This is a genomic window from Pseudarthrobacter woesei, assembly GCF_055412745.1.
Window position 1 is genome coordinate 63078 of the sequence record NZ_JBVAYU010000001.1, and the last position, 18325, is coordinate 81402.

Consider the following 18325-nt stretch of genomic DNA (forward strand, 5'->3'; position numbering starts at 1 on the left):
ATGACTTCCACCCTTGAAAACGAAGCACTGCCGCAGCAGGGGGCCTCCGACGGCGCCCGCCGCGCCTACGAGCTGGACCGCAAGCACGTCTTCCACTCCTGGTCCGCCCAGGACCTCCTTGATCCGATGGTCATCACGGCGGCCGAGGGATCGCACGTCTGGGACGGCGACGGCAACAAGTACCTCGACTTCTCCTCCCAGCTGGTCAACACGAACATCGGCCACCAGCACCCCGTCGTCGTTTCCGCCATCGCGGCCCAGGCCGCCAAGCTCTGCACCATCGCACCGAGCTACGTCAACGACGCCCGTTCGGAGGCCGCTCGCCTGATTGCCGAACGCACACCGGGTGAGCTGGACAAGATCTTCTTCACCAACGGCGGCGCCGACGCCAACGAGCACGCCGTCCGCATGGCGCGGCTGCACACCGGACGGCACAAGGTCCTCTCGGCCTACCGCTCCTACCATGGCGGGACGCAGCTGGCCGTCAACCTCACAGGCGACCCGCGCCGCTGGGCCAGCGACAACGGCAGCGCCGGTGCCGTCCGTTTCTTCCCCCCGTACCTGTACCGCACGGCCTTCCACTCCACGACGCAGGAGGAGGAAAGCCAGCGGGCGCTCGAGCACCTGGAGCAGCTGATCAGCTTCGAAGGCCCGTCCACCATCGCGGCACTGATCCTGGAATCGATTCCCGGGACCGCCGGGATCTATATGCCCCCGCCGGGCTACCTGCAGGGCGTCCGTGACCTGTGCACCCGGCACGGCATCGTGCTCATCGCCGACGAGGTGATGGCGGGCTTCGGCCGGACCGGAAAGTGGTTCGCCGTGGAGCACTTCGACGTTGTCCCGGACCTGCTGACCTTCGCCAAGGGCGTGAATTCCGGCTACGTGCCGCTGGGCGGTGTTGCCATCAGCCCCGAGATCGCGGCAACTTTCGGGAAGCGGGTCTACCCGGGCGGCCTGACGTACTCCGGCCATCCGCTCGCGACAGCAGCCGCGGTCGCCACCATCAACGCCATGGCGGACGAGCAGATCGTGGAACACGCGGCGTTCCTCGGCGAGACCGTGATCGGCCCGGCCCTCGCCGGCTTTGCCGAAAACCACCGCTCGGTCGGCGAAGTGCGCGGCACGGGTGTTTTCTGGGCCATCGAGCTGGTCAAGGATCGCGCGACGCGCGAGCCGTTGGCTCCGTACGGCAGCTCGAGTCCGGAAATGAACCAGCTCGTGGCGGCCTGCAAGTCCCGCGGCCTGTTGCCGTTCGCCAACTTCAACCGCATCCATGTGGTCCCGCCCTGCAACACCAGCGTGCAGGACACCCGGGCCGGACTCGCCATTCTCGACGAGGTCCTGGACATCGCGGACGGTTTCGCCGCCTGAGACGCTCCCCCACCTCGCAACCCCTAGGCGGACGCTCCCTCACCCCAGGGGAGGGAGCGTCCGCCAAAGGGGTCAGCCGGCGGCGGTCAGGAACTCCTTGAGCAGCGGCCCGGAGGTGGTGGCGCCGAGGCCGCCGTCCTCCACGAACACGGCGACGGCGAGGTCTCCGTGCACGGCCACGATCCAGGCGTGGGTCTTGGGCGGGTTGTCCTTGCCGAATTCGGCCGTGCCGGTCTTGGCGCCCACGGGTGCGCCCGGAACGGAGGCCAGGAAACCGGTATGGCCCGAGGTCACCACGGCGCGCATCATGTCCGCCAGGGCGGCGGCCTCCGCTGCAGTTACCGGGGTGCCGGAGATCTTCGCCGGGGGCTCAGGGGACACCGCCGGCGCGGCGACACCCGCGGTCGCGGTTGGGGACGGCGTCGTCGCGGCTGCCGGGCCGGGGGTTCCAGCATTCGGATTCAGCACCAGCAGTGGCGCGACGGGGGCGCCCTTGGCGACCGAACCGGCCATGACGGCGGCGGACAGCGGGGACACCAGCACCTTTCCCTGGCCGATCATGGAGGCGGCATGTTCGGTGCCTTCCGCTTCGCCGGGGACGGAGCCCAGGAACGCGCCTGCACCCAACGCAGGGGCCTCGACGGCGACACCCAGTGATGTGGCGGCGCTTTCCAGCTGCGCCTGGCTGACGCCGCCCCGGGCGTTGATGAAGGCGGTGTTGCAGGAGTGGGCGAAGGCATCGCGCAGGCTCACGGAACCCAGCGAGGCGGCGGGGTAGCCCTCGGCGTTTTTGAAGGTCCGGCCGTCCACGGTGAGGCTCGCGGGGCATTCAACCTGGGAGTCCGGGGTCATGCCGTTGCGGAGCATGGCCAGCGAGTCCACGATCTTGAAGATCGAGCCGGGGGCGTACTGGCCCAGCATGGCGGTGTCGTAGCCGTTACTGCCGGGACCGGAGGCCGCGGCGAGGACGGCGCCCGTGGACGGGCGGAGCGCCACGATCGCCGATGCCGGGCCGACCTTCCCGAGGATGTCCTCGGCGAGCTGCTGGAGGTTCAGGTCCAGGGTGGTCTGCAGCGGGGTCCCCGGCTTCCCCTGGACCTGGAACAGGATCCTGCGCGGATCCGGAGTCGCCCTCAGCTCTTCGGCGGTGAGCCCCGCTTTCTGGGCCCGGATCACGGTGGAGTCGGTGCCACGCAGCTGGGCATCATATTGCTGCTGGAGTCCGCCGGTGCCGGTGGTGTCTCCGGGTTTCAGCGCTCCGTCGGACTTTTGGATCTGCTCCGCACTGGCTGCGGCGGCAGTGCCCAGCAGGGCCCGCGCGAAGGTGCGGGTGGGGGCCAGCGGAAGCGAATCAGGGATGGCCCGGGCGCCGGGAATCGCCGCAAGCTGCGCGTCGGTGATGGTGCGGCCGTCCGCCCGCAGGGTGATGGCCGGTACAAACGCCTCCGGTCCGGATGCCTTCACCTGCTGCGCATAGGCGGCCGGGTCGATTCCCACCAGCTGGGCGAGCTTAGTGGCCGGCTCCGCGGCGTCGGCCCCGGCGAGCTGCGGCTTGTCGATTCCGACGTTGACCACCGGCCGGTACGTGACCAGCGGGACGTCCCCGGCGCCGAGGATGGCAGCCCGTTGCGGCGACTCCGCCGACAGGCTGAGAATGTCCCCGTCCGCCAGCCCGGGCACCAGCATGGCCGGATTCCAGACGGTGAGCCATTTGTCGCCGGACTTCTTCAGCTGCGCGGACACCGTGTATTTCCACTCTTCCGGGCCCACATTCCAACTGTAGTTCAGCGGCACCGTTGCGGTGTCCTGCTGCAGCGTCGGCTCACCCGCCTCCACCGACGGCTTGTCCGGTGCCAGGGCCTTGAACACCGCGTTGAGCTGGCCGTTGGCCGCCGCGGAATCCTTGCCGTCGAAGACAACGGAGCCTACGTCGAGCGCGGCCACGGCGGACGCAAGCTGCTTGGCGGCATCCCGCGCGCCGGTGCGGCCGTCGTCGCAGCCCGCCAGCGAGGCGCCGAGAATGAGACCGACAAGGACAATTGAAAGTTTCGATGAGTTCCCCACCGCGCTATTATGCACCTGGCGGCCGGCATTGCTCGAGTCACACGATGCCTGCCCGGGCCGGCGGGCCGTCCCGGCGCGGGCAACCGGGAAGGAGCGCAGTGGAAACGGACCGGACCCGGCTCAGAATCGCCGGATGATCCTGCGCTGGGCCGCCACCGCGATGGCCGCCGTGCGGTTGTCCACGCCGAGCTTGCCGTAAATATGCACCAGGTGCGTCTTGACCGTTGCCTCGGAAATGAACAACTGTTTGGCGATGGCCCGGTTGCCCAGGCCGGTGGCGAGCAGTTCCAGCAGCTGGATTTCCCGGCCGGAGAGCACGGGTTCGGGATTCCGGATCCTGCCCATCAGCCGCGCGGCCACCTCGGGGGCCAGCGCCGTCTGCCCTGCTGCCGCGGCGAGCACCGCCTGGCGGATCTGCTCCGGCGGCGCGTCCTTGAGCATGTAGCCGCTCGCGCCGGCCTCCACCGCGGCGAGGATGTCGGCGTCGGAGTCGAAGGTGGTGAGGATCAGCACCGGCGGCGCCGGCTGCCCCGCCTGGCCGGCCCTGATCTTGCCGGTTGCCGTGACCCCGTCCATCCCCGCGCCCATCTGGAGGTCCATCAGCACGACGTCGACCGGCTCGCCCAGGCTGCGGAGCCTGCTCAGCGCGGCCAGCGCTGCACCGCCGTCGGCGGCTTCCGCGGCCACCGTGATGCCCGCGAAATCGCCCAGCATGGCCCTCAGCCCGGCCCGCACCACGGGGTGGTCGTCGACGAGCAGCACGCGGATGTCGTTCATGGTTCTTCCTCGCCCGCGCATGGCCGGGCGGCGGCCGCCCCGGCCTCGAGCGGCAGCCGGATGGCCACCACGGTTCCTTCACCGGGTGCGGACTCGATTTCCAGGCTGCCGGACAGTGCGGCCACCCGCTCGCGCAGGGACGTTAATCCGTAGCCGGAGCCGTCCGTGCGCCCGGCCGGGTCCCGGGGAGCGGCCGGATCGAAGCCGGCGCCGTCGTCGTAAATGTCCATGGCCACTTCGCTGCCCAGGAAGGACAGGGTCACGACGGCGGTGTTCGCGCCAGCGTGGACCCACACGTTCGCGAGACTTGCCTGCGCCGCGCGGAGCAGGGTGGCCTGGTACGGGTGGGGGAGTTGCACGGGAGTCCCCTCAAGGTCGAAGCGGCAGCGGATCCCGGCGCCGCGGGCGGCGGCCTCGGTTTCGGTCTTTGCGCAGAGCCGGCGGAGGCTGTTCACGAGGGAGGTTTCCGCCAGGGCGGGGGACTGCAGCCCGCGGACGAAGCTGCGGGCCTCGGCCAGATTGGCGGAGGCGGTCTCCCGGACGGTACGGAGCCGGTCCCGGGCCGTCACGGTGTCGCCGTTCTCCAGGGCCTTCTCGGCCGAGCGGCCCATCAGCAGAATGCTGGCGAACCCCTGGGCGAGGGTGTCGTGGATTTCGCGGGCCAGCCGGGACCGCTCGGCGAGGGTTCCGGCGTCGTGCTGGCTCTGGGCGAGTTCCGCGCGGGTCCGGCGCAGCTCTTCGGCGGCGAGCCGCTGGTTTTCCGCCTCAAGGTACAGCGCCCGGTACGCGAACCCGGTGACGACGGCGAACGCCGCCCCGAACGCCGGTCCCAGCACCATCGGCAGCTGCAGGGCGTTCCCGTCCGCTCCCCGGTTGTGGAACCACAGCGCAATGATCAGCAGGACCGTGCTGAGGGCAATGGCCGGCAGTGCCAGCCGCCGCGGCAGGACGTGCAGCTGCAGGAAGAAGAGCGGAAAGGCCAGCCAGACGAAGTCGGCGCTGGCCCAGATCAGCAGCAGCCAGAGGAGACAAACCGCAGTCAGCCACCACAGTGAATACGGCCGCGGATCGAAGCGCGACGGATCCGTGAAGTGGCTCTTCTCCAGCACCGTCCCGAGCAGATAGACGGCGGCCAGAACCAGGGCGAGGCCCAGCGTCAGCCACTCCACTCCCCCAAGTCCGGCGCCGAGCAGCCGGACCAGCGCCACGAGGAGCAGCACCGCGAAGCCCACGTGGAGGCTCACCCGAAGGACCCGCAGGATCACGGAGGCTCCGGTAGGTTCAACGGACCCCCCGGTAGCCGCTGCGTCCACACTCCCAGTTTTGCCGTCCATAGCTTCAGCGTAGCGCCGGGCAGGGGCCGTTCCGGCGAAAAACGGCGCCCCACAGCGACTATCAACCTTTTGGTTGACCGGCGGACCATCCCTTCCGCTGCGGAGCCTCAACCGCCCGTCCGATGCCGGATCCGGCCGGCAGCGAGAGGCTTGAGGCAAGGCAACAAACCCCTCGAAAAGGACCCCCATGTTTCTCGCTCTCCGCGACATCCGCTTCGCCAAAGGACGCTTTTTTCTGATGGGCGCGGTAGTCGCCCTCATCACCCTGCTGCTCGTCCTCCTCTCCGGGCTCACGGCCGGCCTGGGCAACCAGTCGACGTCGGCCATCGCCGCACTCCCCGCGGAACAGATCGTCTTCGGCGCCCCGGCCGGAAGCAGCGCCACGGCATCGTTTACCGAATCCGAGGTCACCCGGGGCCAGGCGGCCGGCTGGGCCGCCCGCGACGGCGTCGCCGGCGCCGAGCTGCTGGGCATCAGCCAGGGCCGGCTCCAGTCGTTGGGCGCAGGCGGTGTCCCTGCCGGCACCGCCAACGTAGCCGTCTTCGGAACCGAGGGAACCGGCAGCGGCACCGCCGGAATCGCGCCGGCACCGCTCACCGAGGGAACCGTCGCGGTCGGTGCAAGCCTGGCCAGGGACCTCGACCTCTCCGTCGGCAGCCAGACCGCCGTGGGCGGCTCCGAACTGACCGTCTCCGCCATCGTTCCGGACCAGTGGTACTCCCACACCGGCGTTATCTGGACCACCCTGGGCGACTGGCGGAAGCTGGCCCACATCACCGGCAGCGACGCCGCCGCAACGGTCATCGCCGTCAGCTTCGACGCCGGCGCGACGGTCGACGTCGACGGTGCCAATACGGCGGCCGGGACAGTCAGTGCCAGCCGTGAGGGATCATTCCAGGGCCTCGGCTCCTATAAGAGCGAGAACGGTTCCCTGATCCTCATGCAGGTGTTCCTCTATGGCATCTCTGCGCTTGTGATCGTGGCCTTCCTGACGGTCTGGACCGTGCAGCGGACCCGTGACATTGCCGTACTGAAAGCCCTGGGCGGTTCCTCCGGCTATATCCTCCGGGACGCCATGATCCAGGCCGTATTCGTGCTGCTCGCCGGTGCCGCGGCAGGCGGAGGCATGGGAGCGCTCGGCGGATTCCTTGCCGCACAGGCAGCGCCGTTCCTCGTGACCCCGCAGACCACGCTCCTGCCGATCGCCGGCATCGTGCTGCTGGGACTGGCCGGGGCGGCCCTGGCAGTACGCAGCATCACGCGGGTTGATCCGCTCCTTGCCCTCGGCGGCAACTAGGCCGTCCGGCCACTCCCCTAAACATTCCCTGGAAGGTATACACAATGAAAACCGCACTCAACCTGGTCGACGTCACGCTCGAGTACCGCGACGGAGACGGCACCCTCAAGGCTCTCGACGGGGTCAACCTCAGGGTCAGTCCGGGGGAGTTCCTGTCCCTCGTAGGTCCCTCGGGTTCCGGAAAATCTTCCCTGCTGGCCGTCGCCGCAACCCTTGTCAGACCCACTGCGGGGCTGCTCCTCATCGACGGAACCGACGCCGGCGGGCTCTCCGATGCGGACCGCACCTCGCTGCGCCGGGAAAAGATCGGTGTCGTCTTCCAGCAGCCGAATCTCCTGCCCTCCCTGACCGCACGGGAACAGCTCGTCATCAGCGACCATCTCCGCGGAAAGCCGGCCCGGCAGGCGGCCGCGCACGCCACCGCCCTTCTGGAACTCGTCGGCCTGGGGATGGCCGTGGACAAACGGCCCCACCAGTTGTCCGGAGGCCAGCGCCAGCGGGTCAACATCGCGCGTGCGCTCATGGGCAGGCCTTCGGTGCTGCTGGTGGACGAGCCCACGGCGGCACTGGACCACGAACGCAGCGAGGCGATCGTGCGGCTGCTGCGCCGGGTCACGGATGAGTTCCGGGTGGCGACCGTGATGGTCACACACGACACCGGATTCGTCCCACTGACCGATGCCGTGGCGAGCATGCGTGACGGCCGGCTCTCCTCCGTTCAGCCGCTGAGCCCGGCCGTGGCCTGACCGGCTCTGCGGGTCAGATTCCCAGGGCGGGGACACGCAGGCCGAATATGTCTTTCAAGGCATATCTCGCGGCGTGGAGGCCGGGCATGCCGGTCACTCCGGGTCCCGGAGGCGTGGATGAGGAGGCCAGATACACGCCGGGCAGCGGCGTCCGCCATGGCACGGGACTCAGCACCGGCCGCCGGAGCAGTCCGCGGAGGTCCATCAGGCCGGCGCTGAAGTCGCCGCCGACGTAGTTCTCGTTGTAGTCGGCCAGGCGGGCCGCCGTCGTCACCTGGTAGCGGACCACAAGGTCCCGGAAGCCGGGTGCGAAGCGCTCCAGCTGGGCTATGACGGCCTCGCCCATATCCACCGTGGAACCGGCCGGAACGTGGCAGTAGCTCCACACGATGTGGCGTCCGGCCGGGGCCCGCCCCGCGTCGAAACGCGATGGTTGGGAAACCAGGACGTAGGGCCGCCCGGGGTGTCGGCCGGCGGCCACGAGGCCCTCCGCTTCAGCCGTCTCCGCCCGCGTCCCGCCCACATGGACGGTCCCGGCGTCGGCGAGACCCTGCGCGGCCCACGGAACCGGTCCGGACAGGATGAAATCGACTTTGCAGGCGGCGTTCCCGAAGCGGAATGATTCCAGTGCCCGGCGGTAGCGCGCGGGGAGCCGACCGTCCGCGAGCCGGAGCAGCCCGGGCGGGGCCACATCCAGCAGGGTGGCCCGGACCGGAGGCAGCTCGGCCAGCGATCCGATCCGCGCCCCTGTTTCCACTACCCCGCCGTGGGCTTCGATGTCCGCCACCATGGCCCGGGCGATCGCCGCCGATCCTCCCTCAGGGATCGGCCAGCCGCCGGCATGTCCCAGCGCGCCCAGCATGAGTCCGGCCCCGGCCGCCGTCAGCGAGGGCAGCCTGGCGACAGTGTGCGCCGCGGCCCCGGCGAGCAGGGCGGGCGCCAGTTCCTCCCGGAACCTCGCCCCCCACATCCGGGAGCCTTGTTCCAGGGTCCGGAGCCCGAAGACGGCAGCCGCACCCGGGTCTCGCGGCAGCCGCAAGAGCTGGTTGAGCGTGAGCTCCGCGATGCCCTCCACGCGCTGCACCAGCGGGGCCATCAGCCGGTGATACGCGGCGCCGTCGCGCCCCAGCCCGGCGGCCGTGCGCTCCAGCGACCGGTACGCTACGGCGGCGCGTCCGCCGTCGAGCGGGGAACCATAGGACACCTCGGGCACGGCCAGGCGGATCCGGCGGGACAGCTCGAACTGACGGAAGAAGGGCGAGGCGAGAGCCATCGGATGCACCGCGGAACAGACGTCGTGGAAGTGGCCGGGTTCCATCAGCTCCGAAGTCCGCAGGCCGCCCCCGGGGGTGCTGGCCGCCTCGTAGACGTGCACCTTGAGCCCGGCCCGGGCCATCGCCACCGCCGCGGCGAGTCCATTCGGTCCCGATCCGACGACGGCGACGTCAGGCATCCGCCGGCGCCTTGCGCCAGGGCACCAGGGACGCCGAGGGGCGCACCGGGTCCACCCGCAGCCAGTCAGGTGCGCGGTCGAAGGGGCCGCCATGGGGATCGTCCTTGTCGTGCCGGCGGATCACGTCGTAGCGTGGGTCCCAGATGTCCCAGGCCACGCGTGCCATCAGGTAGGCGGTGGCCAGCATGTGGAAGACGACGGCCAGGACGTAGTAGGGCATGTCGATGTTGTGCTGCGTGGCACCGCCGCTGGTCACCTGTCCGAGGTACATCCAGACGGCGGTCCAGTGCAGCGCCTCGAAGGTCTGCCAGATCAGGAAGTCCCGCCACCTGGGCCGGGCGAGGGCCAGCAGCGGAATGAGCCAGATGACGAACTGCGGTGAGTACACCTTGTTCGTGAGGATGAAGGCCGCGACGATCAGGAAGACCAGCTGGGCGAGCCTGGGGCGCCGTGCTGCCGTGAGGGCCAGCACGCCGATCAGGATGCAGGCCACGAGGAAGAGGTTCAGGGCGAGGGTGTTGATCGCTTCGGCCTGCAGCGGAACCCAGCCGAGGCGGCCGGCCACGAGGTTATAGGCAAACCAGGGCGAGCTGTAGCCGGCGGGGCGTTCCTCGGTGAACTGGTAGAAGTACTTCCAGCCGGCCGGGTCGAGGGCCGCCACTGGCAGGTTCACGGCAAGCCAGGTGGCTGCGGCCGCTCCGGCGGTGACCAGGAAGGCACGGATGCGTCCCGTGCGGAGGGCCAGAAGCAGCACCGCACCGAGGATCAGCAGGGGGTAGAGCTTGGTTGCCGTGCCCAGGCCGATGAAGATCCCGGCCAGCGCAAGCTTGTTCCGGGAGAAGAAGTACATACCAACGGCCAGCAGCGCGACCGCCCACATGTCCCAGTTGACGGTGCCGGCCAGGACTATGCCGGGGGCCACCGCCACCATGGCGGCGTCCCAGGGCCGGCGGCGCGTCATCCGGGCCGTGGCCAGCACAGTGACGATCCAGACGGCGGCGATCAAGGTCGCGTTGACGTCGAAATAGCCGAGGATGCGTGCGTCCGTGACCCCCTCGCCGGGTACCAGCAGCGCGGTGGCGCCGGCGATGTACCCCATCAGCACGGGGTATTCGAAGAAGGTCCCCTCCGTCACGAAGGGGAACGCACCGTCGCCGAGTCCCCGGTTCCTGAACAGCTCGGGGAAATCCGAGTAGCAGGTGGCATAGAACTGGCCGGGCGTTTCCCAGCCGTTGCTTCGGCAGTAGGACTTGAGGAGGAGCCCGGCGAGGGCTGCCAGGACGGTGAGCAGAATCAGGACGCGTTCCACGGTGAATAATCCGGGGGAGACGATGCCCGGTGCCGAACGGTGGCCCATGGGTCCGCCGATGAGTTCCGTGAAATTCCTCAGCAGCGGGTCGCTGCGGCTCGGGATGACCAGGCGGGCACGTTTGCGGTGCTCCGGCGGCTTTGTCTCCTGCATGCCCTAGAGCTTACCGGGCGGCTGCGGGCGGACGTGCTGCGCCGTGCGCCCGCAGCCCGATGTGTACCGGAACGGCTAAACGGGGGAGCGCACGCGTGGCCGCGTGGGCTCCTTGCGGATCAGTTCCGTTGGGGGACATCAGGTCCTCCTTCAGCGGATGAGGCCGTACTGGTGCATTGCGACGTATACGTCCTCCCGCTTCTGGTCGAGGAGTTGTCCGTTGAAGAGCGTCGTGTGCCGCGGGGCAGGCCTGCGGCTGAAGCGCAGGACCGCCTGGAGTTTCTGCATCATGGTTGTCACCTCCTGCCGGTGGCCAATGGAACGCCGGCTTGTAAAACGGCTATGTGGAGAACGGCTGCCCGGGCCGGGCGGCTGCGTTGGGGAGCTCCTGGCCGGGCGGCTGCTGGCAATAGTCACGGTGGACCTTTCATGGGTACTGCTGCGGGAATGGAAAAGAAATTGGGCATGACAATTAGGGCCCCGCTATTTAAGGACGAAACGGCCCGAATTGGGCATAGAATTGCCCGGCGCTAATTAATTGATTTCGCAATGCGAAAGGCTGGCCCCTGGACGCAGGAGCGCCGCAAACCCCAACAAGAAGCTGGGTTCCGAATTATGGGGATGCTGCGCAACCGCGTGGTTCCGCCTCGTCAGTCCGCTGCCAAGGACTCCACGAGAAGTCCCGCTACCGCCCTGGCTCCGGTTTCTAGGTCAAAGGCGCTAGGCCGGGAGCGGAAGGGTCAGGAGGCAGTCGGTCCGAAATTTGGGCGCGGTTCAGCAGCAGAGGCCGGGGTTGCGGTGAGGGTGTACATCCATCCGCTAGTCAAAGTAATCATTTCCCAACCTCCTTTTCTGTTCTGCCGTGGCTCCGGCTGAGTGGCCGGGCGACGCGCGCCGTGACCCCGGCAAATCGCTCTGGGGTCAGAAATAAAAATACACTATGAATGCAGCGCTTGACTACCGCATTCATAAACTTTCCTAAAGTTTTTTCTCAACCGTATTTATAGGCCCCAACGGACCACGGCCGGCGTCTTCTTATCCCAGCCCAGCGTGCAGACTTTCGCGGTCCCCAGGACGAAGTGCCGGCCATCGTGGGCATCAAGCCCGAGCCACCGGGCGGTCAGGATCCTGGCGAAGTGTCCGTGCGCCACGATCAGCACATTATCCAACCCGGATTCCAACACGCGGGCCACGATCTTGTCCGCCCGCGCCGCGACATCGTCGAGCGACTCGCCGTTGGGCACGCCGTGGGTCCAGATCAGGTATTCCGGGTTGTCTTTGCGGATGAGGTCCGAGCTGATCCCCTCGTACTCGCCGTAGTCCCACTCGACCGCCAGCGGCTCCGGTTCGGCGCCCGGATACCCGGCGAGTTCCGCTGTCCGCCGTGCCCGCCGCAGCGGAGAGGTCAGCACCAGATCGAAGTCGACGGCGTCGAGCACCTTGCGGGCCTCCACGGACTGCTGCTCGCCCTCCACGGTCAGCGGAAGATCGGTGAGGCCGGTGTACTGGCCGCTTTTTGACCATTCGGTTTCGCCGTGCCGCAGGATCCACAGCTGCGGACGGGGGCCGTTGGAAGGTGCAATCACTTAAGACTCCTCGGTAGTGAGTTCGACGGCGGATTCCGGCTGGGACGCCCACCATGCCTGCAGCTTGGACTCGGCCACGTCGGGATCCAGCGGGCCGTGCTCCATCCGTTCTTCCAGCAGGAACTTGTAAGCACGGCCGACAACAGGGCCGGGCTTGAGCCCCAACAGCGCCATGATCCGGCCGCCGTCGAGGTCCGGGCGGACCGCTTCCAGGGATTCCTGCCGGCGAAGTGCCGCGATCCGTGCCTCAAGGTCGTCGTACGCGAAAGAGAGCCGCTCGGCCTTGCGCTGGTTCCGCGTGGTGACATCGGAGCGGGTAAGACGGTGCAGCCGGTCCAGGAGCGGACCCGCGTCGGTGACGTAGCGGCGGACGGCGGAATCGCTCCAGCCCGCATCCCCGTAGCCGTAGAAGCGCATGTGTTGCTCCACCAGCTGGGCCACGGCCTTGATCGTGTCGTTGTCGAAGCGGAGTGCCTTCATGCGCTTCGTCGTCAGCTTTGCACCCACCATGTCGTGGTGCCGGAAGCTTACGGCGCCGCCCGGTTCGAAGCGGCGGGTCGCGGGCTTGCCGACGTCGTGCATCAGGGCAGCGAACCGCAGCACGAAGTCCGGGCCCGGCACGGGGCCGTCCACGCCAGTCTCCAGGGCGGCGGCCTGCTCCATAACCTGGAGTGAGTGCTGGTAGACGTCCTTGTGCCGGTGGTGCTCGTCCGATTCCAGGCGCAGCGCGGACACCTCGGGCAGCACGAACTCGGCCAGACCGGTCTCCACGAGCAAATCCACTCCCGCGCGGGGATGGGTTGCGCAAATGAGCTTGACCAGTTCCTCGCGCACCCGCTCCGCGGAGATCATGGTGATCCGTTCGGCCATCCGGGTCATGGCCGCACGGACGTCCTCATTCACGGTCACCCCGAGCTGGGCGGCGAAGCGGGCGGCCCGCATCATACGCAGCGGGTCATCGGAGAAGGACACCTCGGGGGCCCCCGGGGTGGCAAGGACGGAGGCCTTCAGGTCGCGGACGCCACCGAACGGGTCCACGAGCTCCAGCGCCGGCAGGCGAAGCGCCATGGCGTTGATGGTGAAGTCCCGCCGCTGCAGGTCATCCGTTAGTGAGTGGCCGAACGCGACTACCGGTTTGCGGGAATCGGGGTCGTACGCCTCAGCACGGTAGGTGGTGATTTCGATCTGAAAACCTGCCTTGCGCATCCCGATGGTGCCGAAAGCGCGCCCGATCTCCCAGTAGTTGTCCGCCCACTTCTTGATCAGCGCAACAGTCTGGCCGGGGGTGGCGTCGGTGGTGAAGTCCAGGTCGGGGGACACCCTGCCCAGAAAGAGGTCACGCACGGGACCGCCCACCAGCGAGAGCTCATGGCCGGCGTCGACGAACCGCTGTCCGAGCTCCAGGACCACCGGGTCTACCTGGAATTCGACAGTGTGCGGGTCAGTCTTGTGATGTGCATGCGCCATAGTTTCTTAAGCTTGTCAGAAAAGAGCGCCAGCACCACACCGGATCCTTCCCGGCGGCCCGCCGTTGGTGCCGATCGCGGCGGCGGCGGAGGCAATCGACTTTCCCGGCCGTCCACTTTCCTGTCATGTTTAGGTCATCAAGTAAGGACAAGTGTCGTTAGAGTGGACATCATGGCCCATCCCGTACCGAGCGCTCCCGGCAGGAGGACAAACCCACCGTTGCCATCGGCAATCGGTGGCAATGTCGCGCCCGTGCAGCACCCGGGACAGGCCTCCCTGCCGACCGTCGAGGAAATCTCCGCCGGCGGCGTCGTGGTGGACACGTCCGACGCCGAACTGCGGGTTGCGATCATCGCCCGCCTTAACCGCGGCGGACGGCTGGAATGGTGCCTGCCGAAGGGCCATCCGGAAGGCCAGGAAAGCAACGAGGAAGCCGCCGTGCGTGAAATCGCGGAGGAAACCGGCATCGAAGGCAAGATCCTCGCGCCGCTTGGAAGCATCGACTACTGGTTCACCGTCAGCGGCCACCGCGTCCACAAGACCGTCCACCACTACCTGCTGCAGGCCACGGGCGGGGAACTGACGATCGAAAACGATCCCGACCAGGAAGCCGTGGACGTCGCCTGGGTTCCCATCCATGAACTGGCCCGCAAGCTCTCCTTCCCGAACGAACGCCGCATCGCGGATCTGGCTAAGGAAGTGCTCCCCGAAAACCGCTGACGGGCGGGGAAGCGGCTGCAATCGGCCGTGGATAGCAGCTTATGCCGTGCCCGGGTGAGACGATGAAGACGATGTCATCTGCCAAACCCACCCCAGCGCACTCCGGCCCCGCCGATTCCAAGGCTGTCCAATCAGGAGAAGCGCGTTCCAGCGCCATCATGGCCGCAGGAACGCTGGTGTCGCGTTTCCTCGGCTTCGGCAAGACCTGGATGCTGGGCGCCGCCCTTGGCCTCGGCTCCACCGTCACTGACACGTTCATCAACGCGAACAACCTGCCGAACCTGATCTTCCTGCTGGTGGCCGGCGGCGTCTTCAATGCCGTCCTCGTTCCCCAAATCATCAAGGCAAGCAAAGCGCCGGACCGAGGAGCGGACTACATCAGCCGGCTGCTGACGCTGGCTGTGTTGGTGCTGCTCACCCTGACCCTGCTGGTAACCCTGCTGGCACCCTGGGTCATCGAGCTGACCACGCAGGGTTACTCCCCGCAGCAGAAATCGCTGGCCGTGTCCTTCGCATTCTGGTGCCTGCCGCAGATCTTCTTCTACGGCCTCTATGCGCTGCTGACCCAGGTCCTGAACGCCCACGGCGCCTTCGGCCCGGCGATGTGGGCGCCGATCCTGAACAACATCGTCGCGATCGCCGGACTGGGAATGTTCATCGGCATCATGGGCGCCAACGTGACCAATCCCCACACCCTCGATAACTGGGGTTCCACCCAGACGTTTCTCGTGGCCGGTTTCTCCACCATTGGCGTGATCGCCCAGACCGCCATCCTGCTGATCCCGGTGTTCCGGCTGCGGCTGGGCCTGCGGCCGCGCTTCGGCTGGCGCGGCGTCGGCCTGGGTCAGGCTGCCAGGCTGAGCGTGTGGACGCTGGCCACCGCCGCCGTCGGGCAGCTCGCCTTCCTGTACGTTATGCGCATCGCCACGGTTCCCGGGGCCGAGCGTCTCCGGCTCGAGCGGGCGGGCGACCCTGCGGCGGACACGCTGCCGGGCAACGCCGTGCTGGAGGTCGCGAGCCAGCTGTATCTGCTGCCGCATTCCATCATTGCCCTGTCGCTGGCAACCGTGCTGTTCAACCGGATGACCCGGGCCTCGCAGGACGGGAACCACAACGAACTGCGGAATGCGCTGTCGAGCGGCCTGAGGACCATGGCCGTGGCCACGGTATTCGGCGCGCTGGCGCTGTTCGCGCTGGCCGGACCGCTGGGCATGTTCTTCTCCGGCGGGGATCGGCAGGACGGCGCCATGCTCGCCCAGACGCTCACCATCCTGGCCCTCAGCACCCCGTTTATGAGCGCCAACTTCATGATGTCCCGCGTGTTCTACGCGAACGAGGACGCCCGGACACCGTTCTTCATCCAGTTGGTGCTGGCCCTGGTCAATGTCGTGGCCGCGTTCCTGATCCAGTTCCTGCCGTTCGACCAGATCATCTTTGCCATCGCCACCCTTTATACCGGCGGCAACATCCTCTCGGTCATCGTCAGCGCGATCTTCCTGCGCCGGCTCCTGGGCCATCTGGATGGTCCGCGGATCGCCAACTCCTACATCCGCATGGGCTACGCCGCCCTTGGGTCGGCCCTCGCGGGGGCCGGGGCATTGTGGCTGCTGGGCAGCTACGACCCGGCAGGGTTCGCCTGGAGCAGCCGCATCGCAGCCCTGGTGACCATCGCCGTCGTCGGGCCGGTCATGCTGGCCGTCTACCTCTTACTGCTGAAACTCTTCCGCGTCACCGAACTCCGGGATCTGCTGCAGCCGCTGCTGGGCCGGCTCCGCCGTTCGGCAGCGGCGCCCGGCGCCGAGGGCAGTCCGGACGGTGCCGTTGCGGCACGCGCTGCGCCCGAACGCGCCACAGTCTCCGTTGATACCGGGCTCATTCCGAGAATTTCGGGCGAATTTGATGCCGCGTCCTTCCGCGCCGGCCCCGATCTGGGCGAAGAGGACGAACGGCCCCGACGGACCGGGCCCGAAGGCGGCTACCTGCCCGCTGAGGACGTACCCAGCACGGCGCAGGGCGGTCTGGGACGCGGCGATGTTCCGTTGCCGGGGCGCCGGACTTACCAGGGCCCGGCGGGACACAATCCTTACTTCCCGTTTGGCCGGAAGAAGAAAAAATAGCGTCTGCCCGGTGTCACAGCGCCGTGCTTCCGCGGCCGGGACACTGTATCGGCTACGATCGAATACTAACAAGGGGAGTTGCAGACCTAAGGTCGACCGGCTTTACCGGGGGACCCTAGGTCACTGATGAAGTGATCAGCTCGGCAGCTCCCGGACAGTCTAGGAGGAACCTGTGTCCCACCCGATCGATGTCGGATCAGTACTAGGTGGCCGTTACAAGGTCACTGCCACCGTACTGACCTCGCATGACCAGGATCTGGTGCTGGACGGTGTGGACCAAGTGCTGAACCGTGCTGTCAGCATCCTTGTGGCCGGCCCGGACAACGCCGATCAAGTGGCGCAGAGCGCCCGAGAGGTGGCCACGGGCGAGCGTCCCGGGAATGTACAAATCCTCGACCTCGGTGTCAGCGACTCCACAACATACCTGATTACCAACCACGCCTCGGCGGCTGATCTGCTGGACCTCGTGGTCTCCGCCAACCCGCCCTATGTGGAGCCGTTTTTCACGGACACCCTGGGCAGCGAGATCTTTGGGCAGGCGCGTTCCAAGGAACCAGAGACCTACGACGGTATCTATGACGACGAGGAAGTCGACGCCGGGTTCATCAACTACGGACCGAACCCGTCCCCGGGCGCGGAGACGGGCGCCGCACCGGCGTCCCCGTCCGGCACCCCCTCGCGTCCGGCTGCGGCACCGTCCGCCCCGGCAGGTGCCGGTCCTGGAGCTGCTGCCGGTGCGGCAGGCGCCGCGGGGCTTGCGGCCGGGGCTGCGGCCGCAAGCGCCTCCAGGTCTCCGGAGACGGCGCCGCAGGAGGCTGCTCCGCACGTAACGGCACCCCAGCCGGTCCAGGCCGGTGCCGCCTCTGGCGGTGCCGGGGACCGCGGCGCCAATTCCACCCCGCCGGCTCCGGCAGAGACGCCCAAGGTGTCCCTATGGTCGGACAACGACTACGACTATGCCGGTCCAGAGGATCAGGGCACGTCCCGCCAGGGCCACGTAGCAGCCTACTCTGGAGCAGCCGGCCCCGGCCATGCCTCCGCGGACCGTACACCAGGGTTCTTCCCCGCCTCCGCCCGGAACAACGAATCTGCGGCCGACAATGACTACTACGAGAAGGACGAGGAGCCGCCGCGCGAACCCCGCTCCATGCGCTGGCTCGTGGGCGGCCTGCTGGCGGCAGTGCTGGTGGTCGGCCTGATCCTTGCTGTGACCAATCTGGGCAGCCTCTTCAAGAGCAGCCCCCAGTCCACAGCGGGCGGCAACACGTCCACCAGTGCGCCCGGTTCGACCTCGGCGGAACCTACCGGAACTGCCAGCTCCGCGCCGGCGGCCGGCCCGCCCGCCATCGAAGGCGTCACCCGCCTGGGGAATTTCGACTTTGCGGGGACGTACGACGGCGACCTCGTCAAGACATTCGACGGAAACGGCGCCAGCTACTGGTCGGATATGGAATTCGCCACGGACAACTGGGGCGGCCTCGCCCCCGAAGTTCCGCTGGTCATCAAGCTTAAGAGCCCCTCCAAAGTCTCCTCCGTCACACTGAGCCAGCTGGGAGCATCCGGCGGAAGCATCAGCGTGTTCACCAACGACCGGCCCTCCCTTGACGGAGCCAAGCAGCTGGGCAGCAACAGCTTCACGTCCCCCGATCTCACGATGCCCCTGCAGGAACCCGTCACGGCGCAGTACGTGATCGTCTCCATCAAGACCCTTCCCAAACTGACATCACCGAAGACGCGCTACGGATTCGGCCTCCGCCTGGCAGAGATCAAGGTCCAGTAGCGCACCTGCCACCCGGCCATTGCTCCGGCCGGGCTGTGCGGCCCGGGCGGTAACTTTCGCCGCGGTGTCCCGGTGTGGCCACCTGTCCCACCGGAATATTCAGCACCAAGTAGTAGTTGTGCCATGTGGCCGGCCACCCAGGCGGGCG

General features: G+C 67.8%; 14 protein-coding genes. 6 read left to right on the plus strand and 8 right to left on the minus strand.

Going from position 1 to position 18325, the window contains the following annotated elements; translation table 11 throughout:
• Positions 1–1374 carry an aspartate aminotransferase family protein gene (locus ACZYZE_RS00315; protein ID WP_459318506.1) on the plus strand — a complete coding sequence of 458 codons (1374 nt, stop codon included), beginning with the start codon at positions 1–3 and terminating at the stop codon, positions 1372–1374.
• A gap of 72 nt (positions 1375–1446) precedes the next feature.
• Here ACZYZE_RS00315 and ACZYZE_RS00320 read toward each other — a convergent pair whose 3' ends face one another.
• The 3 genes from ACZYZE_RS00320 to ACZYZE_RS00330 all read right to left on the minus strand — a co-directional run bounded on the left by ACZYZE_RS00320 (position 1447) and on the right by ACZYZE_RS00330 (position 5549).
• Positions 1447–3438 (minus strand): penicillin-binding transpeptidase domain-containing protein, encoded by a 1992-nt coding sequence (locus tag ACZYZE_RS00320; protein ID WP_463905608.1) that lies wholly within the window; start codon positions 3436–3438, stop codon positions 1447–1449.
• Between the two features lie 120 nt (positions 3439–3558).
• Positions 3559–4215 (minus strand): response regulator, encoded by a 657-nt coding sequence (locus ACZYZE_RS00325; RefSeq protein ID WP_459318504.1) that lies wholly within the window; start codon positions 4213–4215, stop codon positions 3559–3561.
• On the minus strand, positions 4212–5549 hold the full coding sequence (locus ACZYZE_RS00330; RefSeq protein ID WP_463905611.1) for a sensor histidine kinase: 1338 nt from the start codon (positions 5547–5549) through the stop codon (positions 4212–4214). The genes ACZYZE_RS00325 and ACZYZE_RS00330 overlap by 4 nt, the downstream gene beginning before the upstream one ends.
• 187 nt (positions 5550–5736) lie before the next feature.
• On the opposite strand from ACZYZE_RS00330, the gene ACZYZE_RS00335 reads away from it, so the two are divergent.
• Complete coding sequence (locus ACZYZE_RS00335; protein WP_463905614.1) at positions 5737–6846, plus strand: ABC transporter permease; 1110 nt, start codon at positions 5737–5739, stop codon at positions 6844–6846.
• A gap of 44 nt (positions 6847–6890) precedes the next feature.
• Positions 6891–7592 carry an ABC transporter ATP-binding protein gene (locus ACZYZE_RS00340; protein ID WP_463905616.1) on the plus strand — a complete coding sequence of 234 codons (702 nt, stop codon included), beginning with the start codon at positions 6891–6893 and terminating at the stop codon, positions 7590–7592.
• A gap of 13 nt (positions 7593–7605) precedes the next feature.
• Here ACZYZE_RS00340 and ACZYZE_RS00345 read toward each other — a convergent pair whose 3' ends face one another.
• The 5 genes from ACZYZE_RS00345 to ACZYZE_RS00365 all read right to left on the minus strand — a co-directional run bounded on the left by ACZYZE_RS00345 (position 7606) and on the right by ACZYZE_RS00365 (position 13560).
• Complete coding sequence (locus tag ACZYZE_RS00345; RefSeq protein WP_459318500.1) at positions 7606–9045, minus strand: phytoene desaturase family protein; 1440 nt, start codon at positions 9043–9045, stop codon at positions 7606–7608.
• Positions 9038–10507 (minus strand): glycosyltransferase family 87 protein, encoded by a 1470-nt coding sequence (locus ACZYZE_RS00350; RefSeq protein WP_463905619.1) that lies wholly within the window; start codon positions 10505–10507, stop codon positions 9038–9040. The genes ACZYZE_RS00345 and ACZYZE_RS00350 overlap by 8 nt, the downstream gene beginning before the upstream one ends.
• 150 nt (positions 10508–10657) lie before the next feature.
• The gene (locus ACZYZE_RS00355; protein WP_459318498.1) at positions 10658–10798 is read right to left on the minus strand and encodes a hypothetical protein; all 141 of its coding nucleotides are present in this window, start codon (positions 10796–10798) and stop codon (positions 10658–10660) included.
• Between the two features lie 710 nt (positions 10799–11508).
• Positions 11509–12093, minus strand: a complete 585-nt coding sequence (locus ACZYZE_RS00360) for a histidine phosphatase family protein (RefSeq protein ID WP_463905622.1) — start codon at positions 12091–12093, stop codon at positions 11509–11511.
• The gene (locus ACZYZE_RS00365; RefSeq protein ID WP_463905624.1) at positions 12094–13560 is read right to left on the minus strand and encodes a CCA tRNA nucleotidyltransferase; all 1467 of its coding nucleotides are present in this window, start codon (positions 13558–13560) and stop codon (positions 12094–12096) included.
• A 219-nt stretch (positions 13561–13779) separates the two neighbouring features.
• Between ACZYZE_RS00365 and ACZYZE_RS00370 the strand changes: the two genes are divergently transcribed.
• The 3 genes from ACZYZE_RS00370 (at position 13780) to ACZYZE_RS00380 (ending at position 18177) form a co-directional block, all read left to right on the plus strand.
• A complete protein-coding gene (locus ACZYZE_RS00370; protein WP_459318518.1) occupies positions 13780–14280 on the plus strand; it encodes an NUDIX hydrolase in 501 nt (166 codons plus the stop codon).
• Positions 14281–14351: 71 nt separating this feature from the next.
• Entirely contained in the window at positions 14352–16397 is a 2046-nt protein-coding gene (gene murJ, locus ACZYZE_RS00375; protein ID WP_459318495.1) for a murein biosynthesis integral membrane protein MurJ, read from the plus strand.
• Positions 16398–16569: 172 nt separating this feature from the next.
• Positions 16570–18177 carry an ABC transporter substrate-binding protein gene (locus ACZYZE_RS00380; RefSeq protein WP_459318494.1) on the plus strand — a complete coding sequence of 536 codons (1608 nt, stop codon included), beginning with the start codon at positions 16570–16572 and terminating at the stop codon, positions 18175–18177.
• Positions 18178–18325 lie beyond the last annotated feature (148 nt).

Excerpts from the sequence above, each read along its gene's own strand:
- ACZYZE_RS00315 (WP_459318506.1), top strand. The coding sequence starts at position 1 with ATGACTTCCACCCTTGAAAACGAAGCACTGCCGCAGCAGGGGGCCTCC.
- ACZYZE_RS00325 (WP_459318504.1), bottom strand. The coding sequence starts at position 4,215 with ATGAACGACATCCGCGTGCTGCTCGTCGACGACCACCCCGTGGTGCGG.
- ACZYZE_RS00330 (WP_463905611.1), bottom strand. The coding sequence starts at position 5,549 with ATGGACGGCAAAACTGGGAGTGTGGACGCAGCGGCTACCGGGGGGTCC.
- ACZYZE_RS00335 (WP_463905614.1), top strand. The coding sequence starts at position 5,737 with ATGTTTCTCGCTCTCCGCGACATCCGCTTCGCCAAAGGACGCTTTTTT.
- ACZYZE_RS00340 (WP_463905616.1), top strand. The coding sequence starts at position 6,891 with ATGAAAACCGCACTCAACCTGGTCGACGTCACGCTCGAGTACCGCGAC.
- ACZYZE_RS00345 (WP_459318500.1), bottom strand. The coding sequence starts at position 9,045 with ATGCCTGACGTCGCCGTCGTCGGATCGGGACCGAATGGACTCGCCGCG.
- ACZYZE_RS00350 (WP_463905619.1), bottom strand. The coding sequence starts at position 10,507 with ATGCAGGAGACAAAGCCGCCGGAGCACCGCAAACGTGCCCGCCTGGTC.
- ACZYZE_RS00355 (WP_459318498.1), bottom strand. The coding sequence starts at position 10,798 with ATGATGCAGAAACTCCAGGCGGTCCTGCGCTTCAGCCGCAGGCCTGCC.
- ACZYZE_RS00365 (WP_463905624.1), bottom strand. The coding sequence starts at position 13,560 with ATGGCGCATGCACATCACAAGACTGACCCGCACACTGTCGAATTCCAG.
- murJ (WP_459318495.1), top strand. The coding sequence starts at position 14,352 with ATGTCATCTGCCAAACCCACCCCAGCGCACTCCGGCCCCGCCGATTCC.